13 protein-coding genes, 1 tRNA gene and 3 pseudogenes are annotated in these 16415 nt (G+C 46.3%); 8 read left to right on the forward strand and 9 right to left on the reverse strand.

Going from position 1 to position 16415, the window contains the following annotated elements; all coding sequences use genetic code 11:
- Positions 1-161 precede the first annotated feature (161 nt).
- Together ATB02_RS14665 and ATB02_RS26145 are read right to left on the reverse strand one after the other, a co-directional pair.
- Positions 162-400, reverse strand: a pseudogene (locus tag ATB02_RS14665) (transposase); the annotation flags it as partial.
- Between the two features lie 87 nt (positions 401-487).
- The gene (locus ATB02_RS26145; RefSeq protein ID WP_000355616.1) at positions 488-691 is read right to left on the reverse strand and encodes an MFS transporter; all 204 of its coding nucleotides are present in this window, start codon (positions 689-691) and stop codon (positions 488-490) included.
- A 22-nt stretch (positions 692-713) separates the two neighbouring features.
- Here ATB02_RS26145 and ATB02_RS14675 point away from each other — a divergent pair, with 22 nt between their 5' ends.
- The gene (locus ATB02_RS14675) at positions 714-971 is read left to right on the forward strand and encodes a surface-adhesin E family protein (RefSeq protein WP_000255000.1); all 258 of its coding nucleotides are present in this window, start codon (positions 714-716) and stop codon (positions 969-971) included.
- Positions 972-1023: 52 nt separating this feature from the next.
- Here ATB02_RS14675 and ythA read toward each other — a convergent pair whose 3' ends face one another.
- The 4 genes and pseudogenes from ythA to ATB02_RS14700 all read right to left on the reverse strand — a co-directional run.
- Positions 1024-1149 carry a protein YthA gene (gene ythA, locus ATB02_RS14680; protein WP_105271814.1) on the reverse strand — a complete coding sequence of 42 codons (126 nt, stop codon included), beginning with the start codon at positions 1147-1149 and terminating at the stop codon, positions 1024-1026.
- Positions 1150-1191: 42 nt separating this feature from the next.
- Positions 1192-2310 (reverse strand): 2,7-anhydro-N-acetylneuraminate hydratase, encoded by a 1119-nt coding sequence (gene nanY / locus ATB02_RS14685; protein ID WP_000611568.1) that lies wholly within the window; start codon positions 2308-2310, stop codon positions 1192-1194.
- Positions 2311-2321: 11 nt separating this feature from the next.
- Positions 2322-3539 carry an MFS transporter gene (locus ATB02_RS14690; protein WP_105271815.1) on the reverse strand — a complete coding sequence of 406 codons (1218 nt, stop codon included), beginning with the start codon at positions 3537-3539 and terminating at the stop codon, positions 2322-2324.
- A gap of 1030 nt (positions 3540-4569) precedes the next feature.
- Positions 4570-4799 (reverse strand): annotated as a pseudogene (locus tag ATB02_RS14700) (transposase domain-containing protein); the annotation flags it as partial.
- A 583-nt stretch (positions 4800-5382) separates the two neighbouring features.
- Here ATB02_RS14700 and ATB02_RS14715 point away from each other — a divergent pair.
- Positions 5383-6621 (forward strand): annotated as a pseudogene (locus ATB02_RS14715) (phosphoethanolamine transferase); the annotation flags it as partial.
- 262 nt (positions 6622-6883) lie between these two features.
- On the opposite strand, the gene ATB02_RS14720 reads toward ATB02_RS14715, so the two are convergent.
- Both ATB02_RS14720 and ATB02_RS14730 read right to left on the reverse strand, forming a co-directional pair.
- Positions 6884-8149 carry a tyrosine-type recombinase/integrase gene (locus ATB02_RS14720; protein WP_105271816.1) on the reverse strand — a complete coding sequence of 422 codons (1266 nt, stop codon included), beginning with the start codon at positions 8147-8149 and terminating at the stop codon, positions 6884-6886.
- A 187-nt stretch (positions 8150-8336) separates the two neighbouring features.
- Positions 8337-8421: transfer RNA gene (locus ATB02_RS14730), tRNA-Leu, on the reverse strand.
- A 195-nt stretch (positions 8422-8616) separates the two neighbouring features.
- Here ATB02_RS14730 and ahr point away from each other — a divergent pair.
- A complete protein-coding gene (ahr, locus tag ATB02_RS14735; protein ID WP_105271817.1) occupies positions 8617-9636 on the forward strand; it encodes an NADPH-dependent aldehyde reductase Ahr in 1020 nt (339 codons plus the stop codon).
- Between the two features lie 3 nt (positions 9637-9639).
- Here ahr and idnK read toward each other — a convergent pair whose 3' ends face one another.
- On the reverse strand, positions 9640-10203 hold the full coding sequence (gene idnK / locus ATB02_RS14740; RefSeq protein WP_000896738.1) for a gluconokinase: 564 nt from the start codon (positions 10201-10203) through the stop codon (positions 9640-9642).
- A gap of 216 nt (positions 10204-10419) precedes the next feature.
- On the opposite strand from idnK, the gene idnD reads away from it, so the two are divergent.
- From idnD to ATB02_RS14765, 5 genes are all read left to right on the forward strand, one after another.
- A complete protein-coding gene (gene idnD, locus ATB02_RS14745) occupies positions 10420-11451 on the forward strand; it encodes an L-idonate 5-dehydrogenase (protein WP_001197418.1) in 1032 nt (343 codons plus the stop codon).
- Between the two features lie 23 nt (positions 11452-11474).
- A complete protein-coding gene (idnO, locus tag ATB02_RS14750; RefSeq protein WP_000998702.1) occupies positions 11475-12239 on the forward strand; it encodes a gluconate 5-dehydrogenase in 765 nt (254 codons plus the stop codon).
- Between the two features lie 64 nt (positions 12240-12303).
- Positions 12304-13623: a gnt-II system L-idonate transporter gene (idnT, locus tag ATB02_RS14755; protein WP_001128336.1), complete on the forward strand. Its 1320-nt coding sequence runs from the start codon at positions 12304-12306 to the stop codon at positions 13621-13623.
- 66 nt (positions 13624-13689) lie between these two features.
- On the forward strand, positions 13690-14688 hold the full coding sequence (gene idnR / locus ATB02_RS14760) for a DNA-binding transcriptional regulator IdnR (RefSeq protein WP_001348245.1): 999 nt from the start codon (positions 13690-13692) through the stop codon (positions 14686-14688).
- A 77-nt stretch (positions 14689-14765) separates the two neighbouring features.
- Complete coding sequence (locus tag ATB02_RS14765; RefSeq protein WP_105271818.1) at positions 14766-16268, forward strand: helicase HerA-like C-terminal domain-containing protein; 1503 nt, start codon at positions 14766-14768, stop codon at positions 16266-16268.
- Positions 16269-16415: the final 147 nt, after the last annotated feature.

Consider the following 16415-nt stretch of genomic DNA (forward strand, 5'->3'; position numbering starts at 1 on the left):
CCGTCGGATCCGCCACAGTCCCTGAACCATGTTTTTTTAAGGGTCATACCACCAAAAGGCCGACGACTGCTTCCTTCGCTATATTAGACTGCCAGCTTTACCGGGGAGTTTCTGAGACTCGGGACGGGGTTTCACACATGGAAAGTTTTTTAATATTTCGTTTCCATTTCAATTCGTTGTAGCTTTTTCTTTAGCTCACGTAGTTCGATTTGTTCCGGTGTTATCAGGAAGGCTTTTGGCGTTTGCCCTGACGCTCATCACGCAGTTGTTTGAACCATTCCGTCATCGTGGAAAGACCAACATCCATAGCCTTAGCAGCGTCAGAAACAGTGTAATTTTGATCGACAACCAACTGAGCGGATTCACGTTTGAATTCAGGACTGAAATTTCTTCTTTTCATTGGTGCACCTGTGTTGTTCTAAGGTGAGCATATCACCCTGTTCAGATGGCCAAATTCAGTAGACCACTTCAGCCCTGAATTCGACTTTTACAATGACTTATCTGGACGCATGAAGAACGTCAGGAATATACCAATAACAAGCAATGCGACGGAACCGTAGAATGGTAAACTCCAGTTGCCTGTTTTGTCGATAATAATGCCAAAGGCGATAGGTGAAATAATGTCGGCGACAGCGGAACCGGCGTTCATCAATCCGCTGGCAATTCCCACATACTTCGGCGTAATATCCATCGGGACAGCCCGGATAGGCCCAATGGTCAGCTCATCGGCCAGCAATGTCGTGAACTGTGAGACGAAACAGCGTACACAGTTTGAATGTATCTACTTTTCCCAATACTGGGCGAAGGGAGATGTTATTGCGAAGCGCGCGCCAATTGGTCAGTGGGAACCTTATTCGGAAGAGTCACTACTTGGCATCATCGTCACCAGCGTCTGTCGTATTAAAGTCGCGATGCTAAAACCTGAACCTCCCAGAGATCCCCATATCCCGCTGATGGGGGATTTTAACTAAAACTTAGCGCTATCGCTGCGTATCGTAACTATCCCGTATTACGTAGCGTAAATTATGACGCCATACGGGGAACAAATACACAGAGGAAGAAAAAGATTAGATTGGTTTTAAGGGATATTTTTATCATAAATGGCACTGCTAAAATTATGAGATTATCGAAGATAAAATTCTTGATCATACATAAAAGGCCTCCTGAATTAAATCAAGAGGCGTATAGTTTTTACATTACTGATGTATGTTTAATGATCTCACTGATTTTCACTTTCCTGTCCTGCGATCTTGAAAGAGTGGCAGCATCAGCAGTAGCAATCGCCGACATGGCCGCCTCACCATTGAGAAGGTCAATATAATCTTCTTCAGGTTTTGCACCACAGAGGATATTATGGAGGAATAACGTCTCCTTTCTTATTAAACTGGCAAGCCATAATGGTGTTTTTTTTCCTGGATGACCATATGCTATAGCGCCATCCATTTCTGAGGTCATATTGCCTTTCCGACGATCATCATCTTCTTCTTGTGTTTCATGGACCAAAAAATGCTTTGTCTGACCGCCAATCCTAAGTGACCCTGCTGTTTCTTGCATATCAATTTTAATAGAGCCTTTAGTTCCATTGATGATGACATAATGTTCCGGCCAGTTAAATGCACTCCCCCACTCTAAGGTTGCTAGTTTTCCTGACGGGAATTCCAAGGTCATAAATAACATATCATCTTCATTGCCAAATCCTGGACCAGAATGGGCCAAATTTCCACCAATCATAGTAACCGTCTCTGGTATTTCTCCAAGTAAATGCTGAACACAATCTAACTCATGTATATGATGATATAGATGTCCACCAGATTGTTCTTTCATCTTTTTCCAGGAAAGTCTCTCTTGTTTGTTTTCCCAGCCATTTCTCTTAGTATGACATGATAATATTTCGCCGATAACACCTTCTTTAATTAACTTCCGTGCATATTGAACCCCATTGAAAAAATTCATAATATGCCCGGCCATAAAGGTCACACCAGCTTCTTTACACGCTTTGACCATATCCACACAATCTTCATAACTTAATGCAATTGGTTTTTCACAAAAAACATGCTTCTTATTCTTTGCTGCTTTAATTACTGGTTCTTTATGCAGATAATTTGGGGTGGCTACGATCACGCAATCGACTAATTTACTTGAGACTAAAGCATCCAAGCTTGACATATTGATACACTGCAATTCACGGGCAATATTTTCTCCATTTTCAGGATCGTATACACATGTAATTTTTGCATTATCATGCATATTCATAAAACGAGCTAATTCAGCGCCAAAGTATCCAACACCAACAACGCCATAATTAATCATAAAGCCTCCAATTATTTAGCCACGGATAGTTTATAAATTTTACCTGGAATATCAAAACCAACTAACAAAATTAATAAGGCAGAGAATGCAACCGTAACAATGAATAATGAAACACCTAAGCCATAATATCCTGAAATGTATGTAGCTAATACAGGTGCGGCCATTCCTCCAGTTGCCCCTAAGTTATAAATAAGACCGGTCCCTAATCCTCTTAATTTTGTTGGAAAGTAATCATATATAAATTTTGGAACCAACCCTGCAATACCTAAATTTGTAAACATTAATCCAAAGAGACATAATCCTATAAGAGAAGAGTTTTTCACAGAAATAAAAAAAAGAGGACAAAGGAAAATAAATGAAGTTATTAGACCGACTACAAAGGCTTTTTTTACACCAATCTTATCACCAACAAAACCAAAAAATATTGTACCTGTCAGTGTTCCTAAACCTGCTATTGTCATCAGAGTTGAAATAACCACTGTATTAACTCCATTATCTGCCAGGTAGGAAGGAAGTAGTCCGTTTATCGGCCAGTTTGCACCAAATAGACAAAAACAGACGAGGAAAACGATCATAGAGATTGAAAGATGTGGTTTTCTGAAGACAGACAAAAATGTTGATTTATCCTTATATTTATCTTCAACCCACTCCTGACTTTCTGGAGCACTTTTTCTGATCCAAAGAACTAGTAAAACTGGTAACAGGCCTATAAAAAAAGAGTTTCTCCATCCATATACTTCAGCAAACTGAGGGATTATTTGTGCCGCAATAATATTTCCAACAGAAAAACCACTTACCAAAAAAGCACTAGCTTTAGATTGAAGATTTTTAGGCCAACTTTCTACCGCATAAGTTGAAGCACATGCATATTCACCAGACATCCCTAAGCCAACAATAAAACGGCAAACTGCGAGCATATATAAGTTTGTAGCAATACCGCTAAGGCCTGTTCCGACTGAGTAAATGATAATTGCCCACATCATCATTGGCTTACGACCATATTTATCAGCCATGGCACCAAAAAAACCACCTCCAATAGGTCTGGCTATGAAGGCCACTGTCCCTATTAAAGTAGCCTGAATATCCGTAATGCCAAGATCTGCTTTTATAATATGAAGAATGTAAAATATCATCATAAAATCAAAGCCATCAAATACATATCCAAGCCATGCGGAAAAAAGAGCTTTCCGTTGTGGTGGATTAACTTGTTTATACCATGCTGTTGCCATATTTGTTTCCTGTGTTATTCTAATATAGCCCTTAAAGTAAATATTAGGGAGCCTCAACAATATCCAGAAATAATTATATCGTCTTCAAATACGCCAGTACTATTGATTGTTATCAATACCTAATCAGTACAATCTTTTCCTCCATTTCTTCTTAACATATTTCACTCTATGAAAGATAAAACTGATACCCACCTACAGTTTTGGGTCACCAACAAAAAACAATGTTCGCCAGATATTCCACCACTGGCACAGTTCAACCCTGCTTCAAAAATTGACTTATTCATTGTGCTCATTTTCGTAGTCCGTTCAGGTTGAATAAAACTCCCTTAGTCAAATGAGGAAAGACTGAGAGGTTATTACTTTAGCTTACGTTATAGCTGTTTTCCTTTGCAGTATTTCTTTGCTTTTCTGTATACCTTTATACCTGTTATACCAGATCAAAAAACAAGCAATCCACATAACAAAACGCGTTTTGTTACTGATGTCACAAATTGAGCATATTTTTGTAGCTGATAGTTTGTTACAAACACCAGAACCAAGATGCCTATTTCGTTTCAGCATCAACTGTTAAATTATCTGGTTGCCAACGAGAATACTGAGCTTTTTTGTCCCCAAGACTGACCGTCAACGCCACAATCTTTGACTGTTTGACATTGTCATGCCCGCAGGCCAGCGGATCTAAAGACATTAGACTGCTTGCATCAGCCAGTTGCGTATCTGGCTATGTCACTTAATTGCTAAGGGTTCGAGGAACTCAACATTAACGCATTTTTCAGCGCATCACCGACAGTGTATATGAACGATTGCACTCTGACGATGGTTGATTTATTTGGTTGCGTAGGGGCTAGCTAGTCTGGTACCGGAGGCTGGATCTGAAGTACTGACCCCAGGAATAACGCCGGGCTGACTCATATTCTGACCCATTGCCAGCCCGCGTGTTTACTGCTCTAGCTCATTTCCTGTTGTCAGGCGTTCAATTCCCAACTGCAGGTTATGGCCCGGTGCACAAACACCTGACGGCAGGTATCACTTACCCGAAGAAGGTAAAGCCCTCAAGAGGCAGTAACTCAGCCAACCTCTCCTCCGGCCACTCCGGCAGACGCGTCAGGACGTCCGTCAGCCAAGCATGTGGCTCCAGACTGCGGTTCCCAGAAGGCTCATTATCTGTGCCGCGCGGTTCCCGGCCATCAGTGAACCAGCGAACAACCAGGCCTTTCGTCCCATAACGACCGGACGGATAGCACGCTCGCAGATATTGTTGTGTGTGCCTTGAAATGCACGATCTTTCCGTCGGTGAAAGTCCGCCCCGGCTAACTCTCGCTCCGACTAGAAGGACAAGAAGCGGTCCAGGAGGTAACAAAAGGGCTGAATCTCTCCCTGAAACGACTTCTTCAGGAAGTCAACGGGTTATGCGGGCCGTAACGTGAGTGAACACTGAGCAGCCATCGAAATGCCGTCGAGGGTGCTGACACGCCACAATAACGGGGAAGGCCGACGATGACCGGGAAGAGAGTGAGAAAGGCATCGGTCATACCCACCGGGGTTGTGGTGTCAGCATGCATAACAATTGATCGATCGTGCAACAAGAGAAGTCCATAACGATGTCTGTCCGGGTGACGGGCAACAACGCCTCGCGAGGGGGTGAATCGGTTGTTATGGATGGCAGATAGGGTGTAGTAGTGAAAATACTGAGTAATGTCAGAGGAGCGAAGGCCCCCTCTTGCAGTACCAGTGTAACATGCAGAAAGAGCCCGGGGATTGCCATCAGCCTCACAACCCCGCTCGAACCGGTTCAGAACCTACAGAAAACACTACAGGAGAAAGCAAAGTGAACCGCCCCGTGTTTCCTGTTTATCATTTTCTGGTCAGTGCCGCGATTCTGGTATTCGTGATGATTTTCTGGCGGACACACCATCGCGACCACCGTAACTGGCTGGCTCTACGGCTATTCGTATTATGCTCTGTAAACCGTTGGCCATTGCGGATGGTTAAAGGAACAGTTGTGGGGACAACTGACACATTACGTGAAATGCAGCGTTATGAACAACTGAGTCAGCACGGGGCTGACAACTGGAAAATCCAGCCGGGAGCACCGTTATATGATACGATTGTTATTGTCACTGGTGAGAGTGTGCGCAGGGATTATATGTCAGTGTATGGCTATCCCGTACCAACCACACCGTGGCTGAATACGGCACCCGGTTTATTTATTGACGATTATACCTCGACAGCCTCCAGTACAGTGTCTTCCCTGAGCCGGACACTGATTTATGACTATGAGCAGAACCCTGATTCCGGCAACAATGTGGTGGCGCTGGCAGCAAAAGCAGGATACAGCACATGGTGGATATCCAATCAAGGAAAACTGGGGGAGCATGACACACGCATCTCTGTTATTGCTTCTGATGCGGAGCATGCCACTTTCCTCAAGAAAGGCAGCTTCGCTTCCCGTAAAACAGATGACAAACTGTTGTTACAGGAAACAGAACGTGCGCTGGCGGATACATCCTCTCCGAAGATAATTTTCCTGCACATGATGGGTTCTCATCCAAATCCGTGTGACAGCCTTAACTCCTGGCCGAATAATTACCTGGAGCAGTATCCCCGAAAAATTGCCTGTTACCTCGCCAGCATCAGTAAACTGGATAACTTTCTTGGCCAGCTTGATGGTATCCTTTACCGGTACTCACGTCATTTCGCCATGCTTTACTTTTCTGGCCTTGGGCTGTCGGTCAGCGACAGTGCCAATCCTGTTCATCATTATGGTCATGTGCAGGGAGGCTACAGTGTGCCACTGATTATTACCGCCAGTGACATAACGTCTCATCAGCCCGTCAGTAGAAAAATCAGTGCCCGTCATTTCGCAGGTATTTTTCAGTGGATGACCGGTATTTGTACTGAAAATATACCGCCATTCAATCCGCTGACAGACGAAGATAATTAACCTGTTATGGTTTTTAAGGGAGAGAGGAATATACCGGCAGACAGTTTGAAACCTCAGCCACTTATTCTTCCTGATCACAGGCAATCATATATGGCAGACTGTAATACAGTCGCTTGTGCTGAAAAGTATTCTGTATAAAATATCCGTATTCATATCAGCACAAGGGACCATCAAATCCCTGCAGCACTCCTTACGTCAGTTATCCCGCATCACCCTGTGAGTACAGGATTTTTTATGAGGTTACTTTTTTATTGAATGTATATAAATAATGAATAACCGCGGATTCTGATAACCCCCCCTGCAGGGAGCGGTAAATAGTAAATACATCAGTTAATACCGTTTATCTTTTTTAACAAAGAAAATAATCCTAGAATAATTCCCGGGCATTTGCCCGGGATGATTACTGTTTTAATGGATTATTAATCTTTGCATATTCAAATGGACTGATAAACCTTTCTCTGTTTACATCCAGAAAATCGGCCCACCACTGTAGCATCAATCGCCGTTCTTCCAGATGCTCTGCTTTATGGATATACGCGGCCCTCACTGAATTTCGCTCCATGTGGCTCATCTGACGTTCAACAGCATCACGAGACCACAAACCTGATTCGACCAATGAACTACAGGCCATTGTTCGAAAGCCATGACCACAAACCTCTACTTTTGTATCATACCCCATGACCCGTAACGCACTATTTACCGTATTCTCACTCATGGGTTTGTGCGAATCGTGATCACCAATAAATATCAAGTCATGGGCCCCATAAAACTGTTTTATCTGCTTTAAAATTGCAAGAGCTTGCGTTGAAAGAGGCACTAGATGCGTTGTACGCATTTTTGAGCCTCTATGGGAATGTTTCACTCCAGGAATAGACTCCCGCTCCGGTGGGATAGTCCATATAGACGCTTCGAAATCGATCTCTGACCAACGAGCAAAACGCAGCTCACTGGACCGAATAAAGATCAGCAAAGTGAGTTCTATCGCCCATCGGGTTAGCGGCCTACCAGTATAGCTATCTATTTTTGTAAGCAACTCAGGGATGCGCTTTAATTCAAGCGCGGGACGATGTTGTCGATTACAGGAAGCAACCGCCCCAGCCATCTCTTGTGCCGGGTTATAATCAATTAACCCACTTTGCACTGCATAGCGCATGATGGCTGTAGTGCGCTGCTGAAGACGAGCGGCCACTTCAAGACGTCCAGACATTTCTACGGCCTTAATAGGTGCTAATAAATCTCGAGTTTTTAACTCAGCGATATTACGTTCACCAAGCGCTGCAAAAAGATTATCTTCAAGACTTTTTAGCACACGATGGGCGTGATCTTCAGACCACTTTTTATTGGTGCCATGCCACTCAATCGCGACTTCTTTAAAGGTTCGTGCTTTACTCTGTTCAACCTTATCATTTTTCTTTTTGTCTCCCGGATCGACGCCATTCGCAAGCAGCTTACGCGCCTCGTCACGACGTACTCTGGCATCCGCTAGTGTGATTTCAGGATAAACCCCAAGTGCCAGCATTTTTTGCTTTCCCTCATAACGGTACTGCAAACGCCAGTACTTAGAACCATTTGGATGGACAAGCAGATGCATACCGCCACCATCAGTCAGCTTATATTGCTTATCCGTTGGCTTGGCTGCTCTGACTTTGATATCTGTTAATGCCATGCGTATTCCCTCCCTGTTGGTACAAGCATTATCGAACCGGAAATACCATCATCTGTACCAACATATGTTGGTAGATGTACGTTGATATCGGTTGACCTTGAGAGAGTTAATATAGCGGGAAAGATAGATAAGCACTGGATTTCAGGCATAAAAAAAAGACCTCAGTTGAGGTCTATTTACGTACTTTTGGTGCCGAAGGCCGGACTCGAACCGGCACGTATTTCTACGGTTGATTTTGAATCAACTGCGTCTACCGATTTCGCCACTTCGGCACTGAAGAGGTATGCGGAAAACGTTGTGGATTATACCTGTCGCACGCCACCATGCAAGCGCCAGCTTGCTCGCACCTCGCTAAGTGCTGAAATTTTCAGCATTGCATACCGCGATGTGTAACCTTTGTCACACTCCAGGCACCCCGCCCTACCATGCTCTACACTTCCCAGACAACACCAGAGAAGGACAAAAATATGTCGATGATAAAAAGCTATGCCGCAAAAGAGGCTGGCGGCAAACTGGAAGTTTATGAGTACGATCCCGGTGAACTGAAGCCACAAGATGTCGAAGTTCAGGTGGATTACTGCGGGATTTGTCATTCCGATCTGTCGATGATCGACAACGAATGGGGATTTTCACAGTATCCGCTGGTTGCCGGGCATGAGGTGATTGGGCGCGTGGTGGCACTCGGGAACGCCGCGCAGGATAAAGGTTTGCAGGTCGGTCAGCGTGTCGGGATTGGCTGGACGGCGCGAAGCTGTGGTCACTGCGATGCCTGTATTAGCGGTAATCAGATCAACTGCGAGCAAGGTGCGGTGCCAACAATTATGAATCGCGGCGGTTTTGCCGAGAAGTTGCGTGCAGACTGGCAATGGGTGATTCCACTGCCGGAAAATATCGATATCGAATCCGCCGGGCCGCTGCTGTGTGGTGGTATCACGGTCTTCAAACCACTGTTAATGCACCATATCACTGCCACCAGCCGCGTTGGGGTAATTGGTATTGGCGGGCTGGGGCATATCGCTATAAAACTTCTGCACGCAATGGGATGCGAGGTGACGGCCTTTAGTTCTAATCCGGCGAAAGAGCAGGAAGTGCTGGCGATGGGTGCCGATAAAGTGGTGAATAGCCGCGATCCGCAGGCACTGAAGGCTCTGGCGGGGCAGTTTGATCTCATTATCAACACCGTCAACGTCAGCCTCGACTGGCAGCCTTATTTTGAGGCGCTGACGTATGGCGGTAATTTCCATACAGTCGGCGCGGTCCTCACGCCGCTGTCTGTTCCGGCCTTTACGTTAATTGCGGGCGACCGCAGCGTCTCTGGTTCAGCAACCGGTACACCTCATGAGCTGCGTAAGCTGATGCGCTTTGCCGCCCGCAGCAAGGTTGCGCCGACTACCGAACTGTTCCCGATGTCGAAAATTAACGACGCCATTCAGCATGTACGCGATGGTAAAGCGCGCTACCGCGTGGTGTTAAAAGCAGATTTTTGAAAATCATTCGCAGCGCTGATCTGAGGCGCTGCCCTCTTTCGCACATATTCTGTTTTGTCTTATCGCCAGCACAGCCTGCCGACATTGTTCGGTGACATTGGCAATATCATGGTTGATATCAATGCGCACAATATCCTGTTCATCTGCTTGTGGACGCTCCAGCGCCTCAAACTGACTTTTTAGTAACGCTACCGGCATAAAATGCCCAGCCCGACGCTGCATTCGCGCGAGAATAGTTTCATAATCGCCATCTAACCAGAGGAAATGAACATGGGGGCTACCCTTGCGTAAAATATCACGATACTGTTTTTTTAATGATGAACAGACAATAAATCCTGTTTCATTCTTTTTATAAAGACTGTATGAAGCATCATTTAAGCGTTCCAGCCAGGGAAGTCGATCTTCATCAGATAATGGAATGCCTTGCGACATTTTATCTATATTTTTGGCTGGATGAAGATCGTCACCATCAATAAATTTCGCAGACAATAACGCGGCAACCTTGCTACCAATTAATGTTTTACCACTCCCTGATACGCCCATCAAAATAAAGCTTTCACCCGCCATTTAAAATCTCCTGAATCATCTTACCTGCGGCGATACTACGCCTGGCGGCATAATAATTTCACGTTTTTTTATTTCTGTTGATAAGAATTACAAGGCACATCACGTTATGCGTAACATAGTAATGTAACAATTTTCTGACGTGATCTTCATCACAAATAATGACAATTAAAACCGCTTAAATGCTTCCGAGGTGTCTACCTGACCAGTGAGGAATTTATGCAAGTGAAAACACAGTCCTGCGTTGTTGCGGGCAAGAAAACTGTTGCCGTTACCGAGCAGACGATAGATTGGAATAATAATGGAACATTAGTACAAATAACCCGAGGTGGAATTTGCGGTTCCGATTTACATTATTATCAGGAAGGAAAAGTAGGTAATTTCATGATAAAGGCACCGATGGTGTTAGGTCATGAAGTTATCGGTAAAGTTATTCATAGCGACTCATCAGAATTACATGAAGGGCAAACGGTAGCCATTAATCCGTCTAAACCTTGCGGTCACTGCAAATACTGCATTGAACATAACGAGAATCAGTGTACAGAGATGCGTTTTTTTGGCAGTGCCATGTATTTCCCTCATGTTGATGGTGGCTTTACCCGTTATAAAATGGTCGAAACGTCGCAATGTGTCCCTTATCCGGCCAAAGCTGACGAAAAGGTTATGGCTTTTGCCGAACCTTTAGCCGTCGCGATTCATGCCGCACATCAGGCCGGCGAGTTACAGGGCAAGCGAGTATTTATTTCCGGTGTTGGGCCCATTGGCTGCCTGATTGTCAGTGCTGTGAAAACACTGGGGGCCTCGGAAATTGTCTGTGCCGATGTGAGTCCCCGTTCCCTTTTGCTGGCCAAAGAGATGGGGGCGGATGTGCTCGTAAACCCACAAAACGACGACATGGATCACTGGAAAGCGGAAAAAGGCTATTTCGATGTCAGCTTTGAAGTGTCCGGTCATCCTTCATCAGTGAATACCTGTCTGGAGGTCACTCGTGCACGCGGCGTAATGGTGCAGGTAGGTATGGGAGGCGCGATGGCAGAATTCCCAATGATGACGTTGATTGGTAAGGAGATTTCACTCAAAGGCTCTTTCCGTTTTACCAGCGAATTTAATACCGCAGTGTCATGGCTGGCGAATGGCGTTATCAATCCACTGCCTTTACTGAGTGCTGAATATCCCTTCACTGACCTGGAAGAGGCGCTACGTTTCGCCGGTGATAAAACCCAGGCAGCAAAAGTCCAGCTTGTTTTCTAAGAGATAAATAAAGGAATAATACAATGAACGATCTATTTTCACTGGCAGGAAAAAATATCTTGATTACCGGTTCAGCACAGGGCATTGGCTTTTTACTGGCAACCGGCCTGGGTAAATATGGCGCACAAATAATTATTAATGATATTACTGCCGAACGCGCAGAACTTGCTGTAAAAAAACTCCACCAGGAGGGTATTCAGGCCGTTGCCGCACCTTTTAATGTTACTCATAAACATGAAATTGATGCCGCCGTTGAACATATCGAAAAGGACATCGGCCCCATTGATGTGCTGGTGAATAACGCCGGTATCCAGCGCCGTCATCCTTTTACTGAGTTCCCTGAACAAGAGTGGAATGATGTGATCGCAGTAAACCAGACCGCCGTGTTCCTGGTGTCGCAAGCGGTAACTCGTCACATGGTTGAACGCAAGGCAGGTAAAGTTATTAATATTTGCTCGATGCAAAGCGAACTGGGACGTGACACCATCACCCCTTATGCCGCATCGAAAGGGGCGGTAAAAATGCTCACCCGCGGCATGTGCGTCGAGCTGGCGCGCCACAATATTCAGGTCAACGGTATTGCGCCGGGCTATTTCAAAACAGAAATGACTAAAGCACTGGTTGAGGACGAAGCCTTCACCGCCTGGTTGTGCAAACGGACCCCCGCCGCACGCTGGGGAGATCCGCAGGAACTGATTGGTGCTGCGGTGTTCCTTTCTTCAAAAGCCTCTGATTTCGTAAACGGCCACCTGTTGTTTGTTGATGGCGGCATGTTAGTGGCTGTTTAACACCTACTACCCTACGTGCAGCGCGAAAGCGCTGCTTTTCTGGCACTAATAAGAGATAAAGACTATGCCATTAATCATTATTGCGGCAGGCGTCGCGCTGCTTCTTATCCTGATGATCGGCTTTAAAGTTAACGGCTTTATTGCCCTCGTTCTGGTAGCTGCCGTCGTCGGATTTGCCGAAGGGATGGATGCACAGGCCGTCCTGCACTCTATACAAAATGGTATCGGCAGCACGCTCGGCGGGCTGGCAATGATCCTCGGTTTCGGGGCCATGTTAGGCAAGCTGATTTCTGATACGGGTGCGGCACAACGTATCGCCACTACGCTGATTGCTACTTTTGGTAAAAAACGCGTGCAATGGGCGCTAGTGATCACCGGTCTGGTTGTGGGCCTCGCCATGTTTTTTGAAGTGGGTTTTGTCCTGCTGTTGCCGTTGGTATTTACCATCGTAGCATCATCAGGATTACCCCTGTTGTATGTTGGCGTACCAATGGTAGCAGCGCTCTCTGTAACCCACTGTTTTCTGCCGCCACATCCAGGGCCTACTGCCATCGCGACTATCTTTGAGGCTAATCTCGGAACGACTTTACTGTATGGATTTATCATTACCATTCCGACAGTTATTGTCGCAGGACCGCTGTTTTCTAAACTGCTAACTCGCTTTGAGAAAGCACCACCGGAAGGCTTATTTAATCCTCATCTGTTTAGCGAAGAGGAGATGCCCTCCTTCTGGAACAGTATTTTCGCTGCCGTGATCCCGGTCATCCTGATGGCTATCGCCGCCGTTTGTGAAATTACGTTACCGAAAACTAACACCGTGCGCCTCTTCTTTGAATTTGTCGGTAACCCTGCCGTTGCGCTGTTTATTGCCATTGTTATTGCGATTTTCACACTGGGCCGACGTAATGGACGCACCATCGAGCAAATCATGGATATCATTGGGGATTCTATAGGCGCTATCGCGATGATTGTGTTTATTATCGCTGGCGGCGGCGCGTTTAAGCAGGTATTAGTAGATAGCGGTGTCGGGCAGTATATTTCACACTTAATGACCGGAACTACACTTTCGCCGTTATTGATGTGCTGGACTGTTGCGGCGCTGTTGCGTATCGCTCTGGGCTCTGCCACCGTCGCGGCCATTACCACCGCGGGTGTGGTGTTGCCGATTATCAACGTTACCCATGCCGATCCCGCTTTAATGGTACTGGCAACCGGTGCGGGCAGCGTGATCGCGTCACACGTAAACGACCCTGGCTTCTGGCTATTTAAAGGGTATTTTAATCTGACGGTTGGTGAAACGTTGCGTACCTGGACGGTGATGGAAACCCTTATTTCTATTATGGGTTTGCTGGGCGTGTTAGCCATTAACGCCGTATTGCACTGAAAGAATAAAATATTGTGATGTAGTTTCGGGGGAAGATTGAAGATTCCCCCGACGTTGGGAGAAGTTATGCGCAATCACAGAATTTCTTTACAGGATATCGCTACGCTGGCTGGCGTAACAAAAATGACCGTGAGTCGTTATATCCGCTCGCCGAAAAAGGTGGCAAAGGAAACAGGCGAGCGCATCGCCAAAATTATGGAAGAGATCAATTATATCCCTAATCGCGCTCCCGGCATGTTGTTGAATGCACAAAGTTATACCCTCGGTATCTTGATTCCGTCATTTCAAAATCAACTCTTCGCTGACATTCTCGCGGGAATAGAATCCGTCACCTCTGAGCATAATTATCAGACCCTTATTGCTAATTACAATTACGATCGCGATTCCGAAGAAGAGTCGGTGATTAACCTGCTCTCTTATAACATTGACGGGATTATTCTTTCGGAAAAATATCACACCATCAGGACGGTGAAATTTCTGCGTTCAGCCACCATTCCGGTCGTGGAATTGATGGATGTACAGGGAGAACGGCTGGATATGGAGGTCGGTTTTGATAATCGGCAGGCCGCTTTTGACATGGTGTGTACCATGCTGGATAAGCGAGTCAGGCGCAAAATTCTGTATCTCGGTTCCAAAGATGACACCCGCGATGAACAGCGTTATCAGGGGTATTGCGATGCGATGATGCTGCATAATCTTTCCCCGTTACGCATGAATCCACGCGCCATCTCATCCATTCATTTAGGAATGCAATTAATGCGTGATGCCCTTAGCGCAACCCCGGATTTAGACGGTGTATTTTGCACCAATGACGATATTGCGATGGGTGCGCTTCTGCTGTGCCGCGAGCGAAACCTCGCCGTGCCAGAACAAATTTCCATTGCGGGTTTTCATGGGCTGGAGATTGGCAGGCAAATGATCCCAAGCCTCGCCAGCGTAATTACTCCCCGTTTTGATATTGGTCGGATGGCCGCCCAAATGTTGCTGAGCAAAATTAAAAATAACGATCACAACCACAACACTGTTGACCTCGGGTATCAGATTTATCACGGTAACACGCTTTAGGTTATTTTCTCTTCATTACACGTATTCTCTTTGCCGGACGTTGCCTATACTCCAGGCAGGAAACTGGAGGATATCTCATGAGCGAACCCCTGTTAATTGCCCGCACGCCGGACACAGAACTGTTTTTACTGCCGGGAATGGCTAACCGTCACGGGCTGATTACTGGCGCAACGGGGACGGGTAAAACCGTTACGCTGCAAAAACTGGCAGAGTCATTGTCGGAAATCGGTGTTCCGGTGTTTATGGCCGATGTGAAAGGTGATTTAACGGGAGTAGCGGAGGAAGGTACATCTTCGGAAAAACTGCTCGCAAGGCTTAAAAATATCGGCGTCAATGACTGGCAACCACATGCTAATCCGGTGGTGGTGTGGGATATCTTTGGCGAGAAAGGCCATCCGGTGCGGGCGACGGTTTCAGACCTGGGGCCGCTGTTGCTGGCACGACTGTTGAATCTCAACGATGTGCAATCTGGCGTGCTGAATATCATCTTCCGTATTGCTGATGATCAGGGGCTGTTACTGCTCGACTTTAAAGATTTGCGGGCGATTACTCAGTACATCGGCGATAACGCCAAATCCTTCCAGAATCAGTACGGTAATATCAGTAGCGCATCGGTTGGTGCCATCCAGCGTGGGCTGTTGTCGCTGGAACAGCAAGGCGCAGCACACTTTTTTGGCGAGCCGATGCTGGATATCAAAGACTGGATGCGTACCGATGCCAACGGTAAAGGGGTTATCAATATCCTCAGCGCCGAGAAGCTCTACCAGATGCCGAAACTGTATGCCGCCAGCCTGCTGTGGATGCTTTCAGAGTTGTATGAACAATTGCCGGAAGCAGGCGATCTGGAAAAACCAAAACTGGTGTTTTTCTTCGACGAAGCGCATCTGCTATTTAACGATGCACCGCAGGTACTGCTGGATAAGATTGAGCAGGTGATAAGGCTTATTCGCTCAAAAGGCGTGGGGGTCTGGTTCGTTTCGCAAAACCCGTCTGATATTCCGGATAATGTGCTCGGCCAGCTCGGTAATCGTGTTCAACATGCTTTGCGGGCTTTTACACCTAAAGATCAGAAAGCGGTAAAAGCGGCGGCGCAAACCATGCGGGCCAATCCGGCGTTTGATACCGAAAAGGCAATCCAGGAGCTGGGGACCGGCGAGGCGTTAATCTCGTTTCTCGATGCGAAAGGAAGTCCTTCAGTGGTGGAACGGGCGATGGTGATTGCCCCCTGTTCACGAATGGGGCCGGTGACGGAAGATGAGCGTAATAGCCTGATTAATCACTCCCTGGTGTATGGCAAATATGAAGATGAGGTGGACCGCGAGTCCGCCTATGAAATGCTGCAAAAAGGCGTACAGGCCAGTACCGAGCAGCAAAATAATCCCCCCGCGAAAGAGAAAGAGGTCGCGGTGGATGACGGCATTCTTGGTGGATTGAAGGATATTTTGTTTGGCACTACCGGACCGCGCGGCGGGAAGAAAGATGGAGTAGTACAGACAATAGCGAAAAGCGCCGCCCGTCAGGTGACAAATCAGATTGTACGCGGGATGTTGGGGAGTTTGCTGGGGGGAAGAAAAAGGTAAGCCAGGTGCGATTTGTCTTTGCCTGATGCGACGCTGGCGCGTCTTATCATACCTACACAACTGCAATGTATTGAATTTGCATGATTTTGCAGGCATGAACAAAGCACACTTTGCTAACAATAATAAAGGGAGCTTTCGCTCCCCTTA

It is taken from the genome of Escherichia sp. MOD1-EC5189 (assembly GCF_002966045.1).
Taxonomy (GTDB): Bacteria; Pseudomonadota; Gammaproteobacteria; order Enterobacterales; family Enterobacteriaceae; genus Escherichia; species Escherichia coli_F.

Coding starts and splice junctions, on each gene's coding strand:
- ATB02_RS26145 (WP_000355616.1), bottom strand. CDS start 691: ATGGATATTACGCCGAAGTATGTGGGAATTGCCAGCGGATTGATGAAC.
- ATB02_RS14675 (WP_000255000.1), top strand. CDS start 714: ATGGTCAGCTCATCGGCCAGCAATGTCGTGAACTGTGAGACGAAACAG.
- ythA (WP_105271814.1), bottom strand. CDS start 1,149: ATGATCAAGAATTTTATCTTCGATAATCTCATAATTTTAGCAGTGCCA.
- nanY (WP_000611568.1), bottom strand. CDS start 2,310: ATGATTAATTATGGCGTTGTTGGTGTTGGATACTTTGGCGCTGAATTA.
- ATB02_RS14690 (WP_105271815.1), bottom strand. CDS start 3,539: ATGGCAACAGCATGGTATAAACAAGTTAATCCACCACAACGGAAAGCT.
- ATB02_RS14720 (WP_105271816.1), bottom strand. CDS start 8,149: ATGGCATTAACAGATATCAAAGTCAGAGCAGCCAAGCCAACGGATAAG.
- ahr (WP_105271817.1), top strand. CDS start 8,617: ATGTCGATGATAAAAAGCTATGCCGCAAAAGAGGCTGGCGGCAAACTG.
- idnK (WP_000896738.1), bottom strand. CDS start 10,203: ATGGCGGGTGAAAGCTTTATTTTGATGGGCGTATCAGGGAGTGGTAAA.
- idnD (WP_001197418.1), top strand. CDS start 10,420: ATGCAAGTGAAAACACAGTCCTGCGTTGTTGCGGGCAAGAAAACTGTT.
- idnO (WP_000998702.1), top strand. CDS start 11,475: ATGAACGATCTATTTTCACTGGCAGGAAAAAATATCTTGATTACCGGT.
- idnT (WP_001128336.1), top strand. CDS start 12,304: ATGCCATTAATCATTATTGCGGCAGGCGTCGCGCTGCTTCTTATCCTG.
- idnR (WP_001348245.1), top strand. CDS start 13,690: ATGCGCAATCACAGAATTTCTTTACAGGATATCGCTACGCTGGCTGGC.
- ATB02_RS14765 (WP_105271818.1), top strand. CDS start 14,766: ATGAGCGAACCCCTGTTAATTGCCCGCACGCCGGACACAGAACTGTTT.